The 8,800-nt window shown below is 32.3% G+C and carries 9 protein-coding genes; 6 read left to right on the top strand and 3 right to left on the bottom strand.

Features of this window, described 5'->3' with window-relative positions; genetic code table 11:
- Positions 1 to 323: 323 nt before the first annotated feature.
- Complete coding sequence (locus tag DIU01_RS10775) at positions 324 to 674, top strand: hypothetical protein (RefSeq protein WP_103806901.1); 351 nt, start codon at positions 324 to 326, stop codon at positions 672 to 674.
- A gap of 437 nt (positions 675 to 1,111) precedes the next feature.
- The gene (locus DIU01_RS10770) at positions 1,112 to 1,393 is read left to right on the top strand and encodes a hypothetical protein (protein ID WP_290834315.1); all 282 of its coding nucleotides are present in this window, start codon (positions 1,112 to 1,114) and stop codon (positions 1,391 to 1,393) included.
- Between the two features lie 193 nt (positions 1,394 to 1,586).
- On the opposite strand, the gene DIU01_RS10765 is transcribed toward DIU01_RS10770, so the two are convergent.
- The 3 genes from DIU01_RS10765 to ahcY form a co-directional block, all read right to left on the bottom strand.
- Positions 1,587 to 1,964 (bottom strand): hypothetical protein, encoded by a 378-nt coding sequence (locus DIU01_RS10765; RefSeq protein ID WP_290834313.1) that lies wholly within the window; start codon positions 1,962 to 1,964, stop codon positions 1,587 to 1,589.
- A 290-nt stretch (positions 1,965 to 2,254) separates the two neighbouring features.
- The gene (locus DIU01_RS10760; RefSeq protein ID WP_290834311.1) at positions 2,255 to 2,830 is read right to left on the bottom strand and encodes a porin family protein; all 576 of its coding nucleotides are present in this window, start codon (positions 2,828 to 2,830) and stop codon (positions 2,255 to 2,257) included.
- Between the two features lie 217 nt (positions 2,831 to 3,047).
- On the bottom strand, positions 3,048 to 4,364 hold the full coding sequence (gene ahcY, locus DIU01_RS10755) for an adenosylhomocysteinase (protein ID WP_290834309.1): 1,317 nt from the start codon (positions 4,362 to 4,364) through the stop codon (positions 3,048 to 3,050).
- A 262-nt stretch (positions 4,365 to 4,626) separates the two neighbouring features.
- Between ahcY and DIU01_RS10750 the strand changes: the two genes are divergently transcribed.
- The 4 genes from DIU01_RS10750 to DIU01_RS10735 are packed head-to-tail and all read left to right on the top strand — an operon-like array spanning position 4,627 to position 8,749.
- The gene (locus tag DIU01_RS10750; RefSeq protein WP_290834307.1) at positions 4,627 to 5,277 is read left to right on the top strand and encodes a 4'-phosphopantetheinyl transferase superfamily protein; all 651 of its coding nucleotides are present in this window, start codon (positions 4,627 to 4,629) and stop codon (positions 5,275 to 5,277) included.
- A gap of 35 nt (positions 5,278 to 5,312) precedes the next feature.
- A complete protein-coding gene (locus DIU01_RS10745; protein WP_290834305.1) occupies positions 5,313 to 6,026 on the top strand; it encodes a geranylgeranylglyceryl/heptaprenylglyceryl phosphate synthase in 714 nt (237 codons plus the stop codon).
- Positions 6,027 to 6,059: 33 nt separating this feature from the next.
- Positions 6,060 to 6,677: a nicotinamide riboside transporter PnuC gene (gene pnuC, locus DIU01_RS10740; protein ID WP_290834303.1), complete on the top strand. Its 618-nt coding sequence runs from the start codon at positions 6,060 to 6,062 to the stop codon at positions 6,675 to 6,677.
- Complete coding sequence (locus DIU01_RS10735; RefSeq protein ID WP_290834301.1) at positions 6,641 to 8,749, top strand: DUF4301 family protein; 2,109 nt, start codon at positions 6,641 to 6,643, stop codon at positions 8,747 to 8,749. The genes pnuC and DIU01_RS10735 overlap by 37 nt, the downstream gene beginning before the upstream one ends.
- Positions 8,750 to 8,800: the final 51 nt, after the last annotated feature.

The following is an 8,800-nucleotide window of genomic DNA, read 5'->3' as shown; positions in this document are numbered from 1 at the left end:
TTTCTCCCGATTATTTTGAAAATTATAGAGAGTTAGTGATAGCAATGAGTGAGAATTTTACAAATTATAAAGAAGAGTAACAATACATTTGGTACTTAAACCACAAAACGCTCAAGTTTGGAAAAGTGAGTTAAATGGTTGAAGGAGAATTTGTAAGAAGTTTTTTTAATTTTTTTTGAAAACACATAAGACTGACATTTATTAGACATATACATCCAAAATTGGGTGTATAAGTGTGATTTTATAAGGCATATATTCAAGTTAGCAGTAATAAAACCATAGCTCGCGTCGGAAAAAGGCTGATTAAAAATAAAATATTGATTATGAAAGAAAATGAATTTGATTTCCTAAAAGGGAATAAAGGAAGTAATGGCGAAATCACTCCTTTCTTTATTAGAAAAATTGAATTAACTAATGAAGTAACCGAAAATGAAAAATTTCTACAATGCTTAAACTTATATCTGACTCAAGATTTATCCAATCATAATTCTCAAATTTCTATTGAATTCTATAACATCAATAATAAAGATATTCTAAACCTCGGTTTACCACAACTAACAGGACTTCAAATCGACAATATTACGAATAGACAAATGGAAAATTGCAATTTTCACGTTTTTGATTATGAAGACGGAAAATATGATTTCTATTGCGAAAAAATAAATATCAAATAGGATCACTTTACTACTGCTAACAGCCACTACAGCGGATTTGGGCAATTGGCTTAATGGAAAGTTGGTTTTGTATTTGGGATGATTTGGCAAATCCGAAAATAGGGCTTAATTTAGTCCCAAACCCGCTGTAGTGCCAGAACGTTATAGCCAATTTTAAGACGACAAAGTAACAAATGACGACCCAACAATTTCAAATCACTTTCTTTTCCATATTCGGACTTTGCATTCTGACAATTGTCCTTTCATTTACTTCGTTTGACTTTATAGAGGTTGAACCTGCGGTAAGTTGGACAATGAAATATTTCGCCTTACCAATTCTAATTATTACGACACCCAATTGTTACTTCATATATTTAAAGTACATTAAACAGCATGAAAAGAAAGAATATAAATCTAAAATTTGGATACAACTTCGGACAATTTTTAGAATATTCAGTTTGACATTAGGAATTACTGCAATTTTTATCGCGACAACTCTTTCAATAATTATTTTGAGTAACGCATATATTGGTAGCAGTAAGACAATTAATCTGAATTCAAAAATTATTGACTATTATACTTTGACAAATAAAGGTCAAATAAGGCATTACATTAAAATTCAAGTTCAACAACTTGACAGAACAATCGACCTAAAAGTTCAAGAACCATATCAAGTTGGACAAACATTTGAAAAGACTTTGTTAATCGGAAAATGGGGACTACTTTACTCGGAAGAATAAACCCGATAGCGCGGATTTGCAATCCGTGCCCGCAATCCAAATAATTAACAAACAATCCCTAAAAACCTAAAACCCAAAACTTTCAGGTTTTTATACATTTAACCCAAATAAAAACCCCAACTTCCTAAGAAATTGGGGTTCGAATTTTTTAACCAAAGCATTAGTCTTACTACTTAATACTCAAATCTTAATACTAGTTAAAATACTTTTCAATAAAAGCAACCATATTCTCATCACTCATTTTGTTAGAAGTACTTTCAGACGATTCAACGTTTTTGTACTGCGCAGTTTCGGCCAAGAACTTAATGAATTGCTCTTGTATTTGTCCTGTTCCAGTAATGTGGATTTGATCTACATTAGGCATTACAGCTGCAATTTCTTTAAAGAATTTCTGCGTTAAAGCAATCTCTTGATTGTTCTCTGCATTTTCACTCGTGTTTCTATCAGCACCATTATTTGTAACGTGATCTAGCACCACAAATGCTCCTGTATCTACATCTTCTCTTCCAATAATTGTAGCGTTGTGCGTATCCATCCATACACCAAACTGTTTTTTGTTTTTTCCTGACATCTTTTTGATTTTTTATAGTTTGTTTAAAAGTATTATCTCAGAGAAAAAACCACAATTAAAAGTGCAATTTTTCAGAGATAATTACTATCGTAAAGTTGACCAAATACTCCTAAAATAAGTTACAGAATTCAATAATACTATTACATAATAAACACCTTCTCAAAATTTGAAACTAAACAAAAACCCCGACTTCAACTGAAATCGGGGTTTATATTTAATATCTAATATCAAATATCTAATATCAATTAGATTCTAGCTTTTTGATGCAAGTTTAAAAGTTGCGTTTTTTATTATAATTTAAAAACTAAACCAACATTTAGCGAGCCACAATTATTTTTAATGCTAAAATCTTTTGAAGCATCGGTTAATCCAGCCATGGATTGATAATCTACCAAAAGATTTAATTTTTTAGTTAATTCAAACTTGTAACCAATTCCGGCATTAAAACCTATTTGTACTTTGTTGAATGCGTCTTTAACATCAACATTTCCAGATTCGGCAAAGGTTAGAAAACCAACACTCGGACCAAAATTCAAGTTCCATTTTCTTGTTTTTCCAAAATGCCAATTGGCGTTTAAAGGAATAGTTACGTAACTCAATCCAGTAATGGTATCATCAACATCCGATCCCATTGTTTCATAATTCAATCCTGAGCGGATACTCCAACGATTATTCAAATAATAATCAGCTCCAACACCAAACTTTAAAGAAGAAACCGCACCATTATCAGCCGCATCACTTCCTGAAAAATCTGAAATGGTAAATCCAACATGAGGGATAATCTCAACGGTGCCTTTTTCTCTTTGTTGCGCTTGTACGGTCGTTAAACCAAAAGCAACCATCGCTACTAAAATAATTTTTTTCATTTTGTATTTGTTTAAAAATTGAATACAAATCTATTCTTTCGTAATTGAGAAATTCCCTACAGAATGTTAATTAACTTTATCTTATCACTTTGTAAAAACTTGATAGCAAAGGTTTATTATCCGTGTAAATAAGTAAACAATTCCCAAACAAAAACCCCGACTTCAATTGAAATCGGGGTTTATATTTAATATCTAATATCAAAAATCTAATATCAGACTAGTATCTGTAATATTCTGGTTTAAATGGTCCAGCAACTTCAACACCAATATATTCTGCTTGGTCTTGACGTAACGTTTCTAGTTCAACTCCTAATTTTGCAAGGTGTAACATCGCTACTTTTTCATCTAAATGTTTTGGTAACATATAAACTTCATTGTTGTAAGCTGCGCTGTTTTTCCATAACTCAATTTGAGCCAAAGTTTGGTTAGTGAATGAGTTACTCATTACAAAACTTGGGTGTCCAGTTGCACAACCTAAGTTTACCAAACGACCTTCGGCAAGAATGATGATGTCTTTACCGTTAATAGTATATTTATCAACTTGTGGTTTGATTTCAATTTTAGACGCACCGTGGTTAGTGTTTAACCAAGCCATGTCAATTTCGTTATCAAAGTGACCAATGTTACAAACGATAGTTTTGTCTTTCATTTGTTCAAAGTGCTCACCGAGAACGATATCTTTGTTTCCAGTTGTAGTGATAACGATATCAGCGTTAGCAATAACAGTGTTTAATTTTTTAACTTCAAATCCGTCCATTGCAGCTTGAAGCGCACAAATCGGGTCAATTTCAGTTACAGTTACAATAGAACCAGCTCCACGGAAAGAAGCCGCAGTTCCTTTTCCAACGTCACCATATCCACAAACAACAACTCTTTTTCCAGCTAACATAATATCTGTTGCTCTTCTTACAGCATCAACTGCAGATTCTTTACAACCGTATTTATTGTCAAATTTCGATTTAGTAACCGAGTCATTAACGTTTATTGCAGGCATTGGTAAAGTTCCAGCTTTTACTCTTTCATACAAACGGTGAACACCAGTTGTAGTTTCTTCAGATAAACCTTTGATACCTTCAACCAAATGAGGATAACGATCAATAACCATGTTAGTTAAATCTCCACCATCATCAAGAATCATATTCAATGGTTTTCTGTCTTCACCAAAGAATAATGTTTGCTCAATACACCAGTCAAACGATTCCTCATCAAGACCTTTCCAAGCATAAACCTGAATTCCAGCAGCAGCAATTGCAGCAGCAGCTTGATCTTGTGTAGAGAAAATGTTACAAGAAGACCAAGTAACCTCTGCACCAAGAGCAATTAAAGTTTCAATTAAAACGGCAGTCTGAATTGTCATGTGTAAACAACCAGCAATTCTCGCACCAGCAAGAGGTTGTTCGTCTTTATATTCTGCTCTAAGAGCCATTAATCCTGGCATTTCAGCTTCAGCCAATTCAATTTCTTTTCTTCCCCAAGCTGCAAGCGAAATATCTTTCACTTTAAAAGCTACATAAGGCAAAGTTTGTGTACTCATCTATGTAAAAATTTGTGTTTATTAAATAATTTTTGCAAATTTACAACATAGGATTTGGATTTAATAATTTATTTCAAAAATTATGAAATGTTTACATTCTTAAGCAACTGAAAAACAATAAAATGAACTTTTTTTCAGGAGCTATTTCCAGCTATCCGTTGCAATTCCCGATGAAAAATCGGGAGATTTCCACTGCTATCTGGGCTAACACAATTTATACTACCGCTTTATTAGTAAGGTTTTAGTCAATAATTTAAACATTATGCCATTACACAAAGTAGTCTATTTACAACCCAATACCAAACTGTATCTCTGGAAAATCTCCGAAGACTTCGACACGCTTTTTAGAGAAGTTCGGCTAAAAGATTCGTCATTAGCAAGACTAGAAGGAATGAAATCTGAAAGTCATCAAAAAGGATTTCTGGCAGTTCGAATGATTCTACAACATCTAGAATACACCGATTTCGATTTGCTTTACGACGAATTTGGCAAACCACATCTCAAGCCGCAAGGTTGTAGCATTAAAGATTTAGAATTATCAATTTCGCATTCACACGATTTTTCAGCAATTGTTATCAGCGAACAAAAAGTGGGATTAGACCTTGAGCAACTCAAAAACAAAATCCTAAAAATCGCACCACGTTTTATGGATATTTCGCACCTAGAAAATCTATCAACCGAAGAAAAAATTAAGAAAGCAACCGTAATTTGGGGAATAAAAGAAAGTATTTTCAAATTAAAAAACGAAGTCGGAATCAGTTTCTCCGATCATATTTCAGAAAACGCATTCACATTCGACGATAAAATCACAACTGCAACTTTGAAATTTAATAATAAAGAAGAAAAGTTTAAAATCCAATTTGATCAAGAAGAAGATTATATATTTGTCTGTGCCTTTGAAGACACAAAATAGATTTCTCTAACGGCTCCAATCTGTGTTCCCATAAAATGTCAATATACCAACAAATACTTACTTGCAAAACCAAAGGTGTAAAACTTCTAGCCATTCTATTAGATCCAGATAAGTTAGTTGTTGAAAATCTTTCGAATTTAATTCTAAAAATAAACCAATCGCCAGCTACACACATTTTCATTGGCGGAAGTTCCTTTGATGGAAATCATCTAGACGAATTAATCATTCAACTAAAAGCCCAAATCAATTTACCATTTTTATTATTTCCAGGAAATCCATCGCAAATTTCTAAAGACGCAGATGGAATTCTATTCCTAACTTTACTATCAGGCAGAAATCCAGATTATTTAATAGAACACCAAGTAAACGCGGTTCCAATAATTAAAAAAACCAATCTCGAAGTTATTTCGACAGGATACATTTTAATAGAAAGTGGTAACGAAACTGCCGTAGAACGAGTAAGCCAAACCAAACCACTAGACAGAAACAATCACGAATACGCTTTACAAACCGCACAAGCAGGCGAGTTTATTGGAAACAAATTAATTTATCTCGAAGCAGGAAGCGGTGCAAAACTTTCGGTTCCAATAGAAATGATTTCGTTAGTTTCGCAAAACATAAAAGTTCCATTAATTGTTGGTGGCGGCATTCGCTCTAAACAAGAAATAGAAAACGCCTACAATGCAGGAGCCGATTTAGTAGTAATCGGAACTGCATTTGAAAATGATGTAAATTTTTTCAATTCATAAATCAAAATTCAAAATTCATCAATTGTTAATCCAATGCTAGATTTTCTATTCGAACAATATAAAAACGCATCGACAACGCAAATTCTTTTAGAATCAATAGCTTTCGTATTCGGAATAGTTAGTGTAATCTGTGCAAAAAAAGAAAGCATTTGGGTATATCCAACTGGTTTAATATCTACTGTTATCACTGTTTATTTATTATATCAAGCAAAATATTTTGGCGACATGACCATGAATTTTTACTATTCTATAATGAGTATTTATGGCTGGTACAAATGGATGTCAAAATCCAATGAACCTGATTTGAAAATTACAAGAACAACAAACAAAGAAAAAATAATTGGCATCGGGTTATTTTTTCTAACATTGTTAATTACTTACTTAGTTTATGTTTTTTTCGATTATAAATTAGAATTTGTGAATTATATTGATATTTTTACATCAGGAATATTTTTTACAGGAATGTGGTACATGGCCTTGAAAAAAATCGAAAATTGGACGTTATGGATTATTGGTGATTGCATTGCTGTTCCATTATTTTGGTATAGAGGTTTAGGAATGTTATCGTTGCAATATTTAATTTTTACAATATTGGCTATTTTAGCTTATTTAGAATGGAAGAAAATCTTAAACAGTTACAGTCAGAAATAATAAAAATTGCTTTGTACGGACCAGAATCTACTGGGAAAACTACATTAGCAAATCAGCTTGCAGATGAATTCAAGACCATTTGGATTCCAGAGTTTGCGCGCGATTATTTACAAGATAAATGGAATTCCAAAGAAGAAATCTGTACTCAAGACGATTTACTTCCAATTGCTGTCGGACAAACAAAACTAGAAAATGAAGCACTACAAAATGCTACCAAATTTCTTTTTTGTGATACTAATTTGATGGTTACCAAAGTTTTTTCTGATCTGTATTACGATTCGTGCCATCCAATTCTTGAGGAAGCAGCAAAAAAACACCAATACGATTTATTTTTTCTAACAGATATTGATGTTCCTTGGGAAAAAGATGATTTGAGAGACAAAAAAGAAGATAGAGAAAACACTTTAGCCATTTTTGAAAAAGCACTAATCGATTATAAAAAGCCTTACATAAAATTATCTGGCAATAAAGAAGAGCGTTTAGAAAAAGCAAAAAAAATCATCAAAGATTTAGAAAAAGCCAAACAACTTGGTTTTAATTCTTACGATTTTATCGAAATTTATAATCGTAAAACTAATATCAAAACACTAGAAAGTCAGTTTGCTATTCTAAGAAATGGTTTGCCAAAAATACATTTAGAAAGAGCTGCAAGAATTAATGACGGAATTACAGCAATGTCAGCAGAAGAAGCTGTTTATCATGCCAATTATTTTGATGAAAAAAGCAAAAATTTAAAACTAAAAAAGTTCGTTCCAGCTTCGGGTGCAGCAAGCAGAATGTTTAAATTTTTAAGCGAATTCCTTAATGATTTCAAATACAATGGCGAAACCATAAACGCTTACATTAATAGAAAAGAAGACAAAGACCTGCCAGTATTTTTAGTTGCAAAAGAGAAGTTTTCTTTTTATAATGAAGTGTTAGAAGTGGCTAAAAACAGTTCTCCAGATTATAAAAAAAGTGGTAATGATGCAAAAAATTACGCCTTTATAAAAACAATGCTTTCTTCTAAACATTTTGATTTTGCCAATAAACCGAAAGGTGTTTTGCCTTTTCATAAATACGCTACGCATACAGCAACTGCAATAGAAGAACACTTAATTGAATGCGCGATCTATGCCGTTTCAAATAATAAATCCAATTTACATTTCACCGTTTCAGAAGAACATCAACGTAATTTTGAAGAAATAGTAGATCAAATTAAACCTAAAATTGAAAAGCAATTCAATTTAGAAATTAATGTAAAATACTCTTACCAAGATAAAGCTACAGACGTTGTAGCAGTTGACCTGAATGGAAATCCTTTTAGAGATGAAGACGATAAATTGGTTTTTCGTCCAGGCGGACATGGTGCATTAATTGCAAATTTGAATAATCTAAATGCCGATATCGTTTTTATAAAAAATATCGATAATGTAATTCAAAATCGTATTGAAACAGTGGCTTTGTATAAAAAAGCATTAGCCGGAATTTTAATTCAATTTCAAGAAACCATTTTTAATTATTTGAAATTATTGGATAATGAATCGGTTTCAAATGAAAATCTGAATGAAATTGTAACCTTTTTAGTGAACAAACTTAATATTTCTGTAACTGACGAATTTTCAAAATATACCAAAGAGAGTAAAGTTGATTACTTGCAAAATGTTTTAAATCGACCAATTCGTGTATGCGGAATGGTGAAAAATGAAGGCGAACCTGGTGGTGGTCCATTTTGGGTTAGAGATAAAAAAGGCAATGTTTCTCTTCAAATCATTGAGGCATCCCAAGTTGAATCTGATCAGCAAAAAACATTAGAAAGTGCCACACATTTTAATCCAGTTGACTTAGTTTGTGGAACCAAAAATTACCAAGGACAGAACTTTGATTTGACAAAATTTGTAGATAAAAATACTGGCTTTATAGTCGAGAAAAATAAAAACGGCAAAGCATTAGTAGCCTACGAACTTCCCGGACTTTGGAACGGAGCAATGGCTAAATGGCTCACCATTTTTGTTGAAGTTCCGTTAATAACGTTCAATCCAGTGAAAACAGTAAACGATTTATTAAAGCCAACGCATCAATCACCAGATTAAAATTCGATAGCAAAACAAAAATTATTTAGAAAAAAAACTTAGTGCCTTTGC

The sequence above is a fragment of the Flavobacterium sp. genome (genome assembly GCF_003525665.1).
Classification (GTDB): Bacteria; Bacteroidota; Bacteroidia; order Flavobacteriales; family Flavobacteriaceae; genus Flavobacterium.
The sequence above is the reverse complement of the archived record's forward strand: the minus strand, read 5'-3'. Positions and strand labels throughout refer to the sequence as shown.

Excerpts from the sequence above, each read along its gene's own strand:
- DIU01_RS10765 (WP_290834313.1), bottom strand. The coding sequence starts at position 1,964 with ATGTCAGGAAAAAACAAAAAACAGTTTGGTGTATGGATGGATACGCAC.
- DIU01_RS10735 (WP_290834301.1), top strand. The coding sequence starts at position 6,641 with ATGGAAGAAAATCTTAAACAGTTACAGTCAGAAATAATAAAAATTGCT.
- DIU01_RS10750 (WP_290834307.1), top strand. The coding sequence starts at position 4,627 with ATGCCATTACACAAAGTAGTCTATTTACAACCCAATACCAAACTGTAT.
- DIU01_RS10760 (WP_290834311.1), bottom strand. The coding sequence starts at position 2,830 with ATGAAAAAAATTATTTTAGTAGCGATGGTTGCTTTTGGTTTAACGACC.
- ahcY (WP_290834309.1), bottom strand. The coding sequence starts at position 4,364 with ATGAGTACACAAACTTTGCCTTATGTAGCTTTTAAAGTGAAAGATATT.
- DIU01_RS10745 (WP_290834305.1), top strand. The coding sequence starts at position 5,313 with ATGTCAATATACCAACAAATACTTACTTGCAAAACCAAAGGTGTAAAA.
- DIU01_RS10775 (WP_103806901.1), top strand. The coding sequence starts at position 324 with ATGAAAGAAAATGAATTTGATTTCCTAAAAGGGAATAAAGGAAGTAAT.
- pnuC (WP_290834303.1), top strand. The coding sequence starts at position 6,060 with ATGCTAGATTTTCTATTCGAACAATATAAAAACGCATCGACAACGCAA.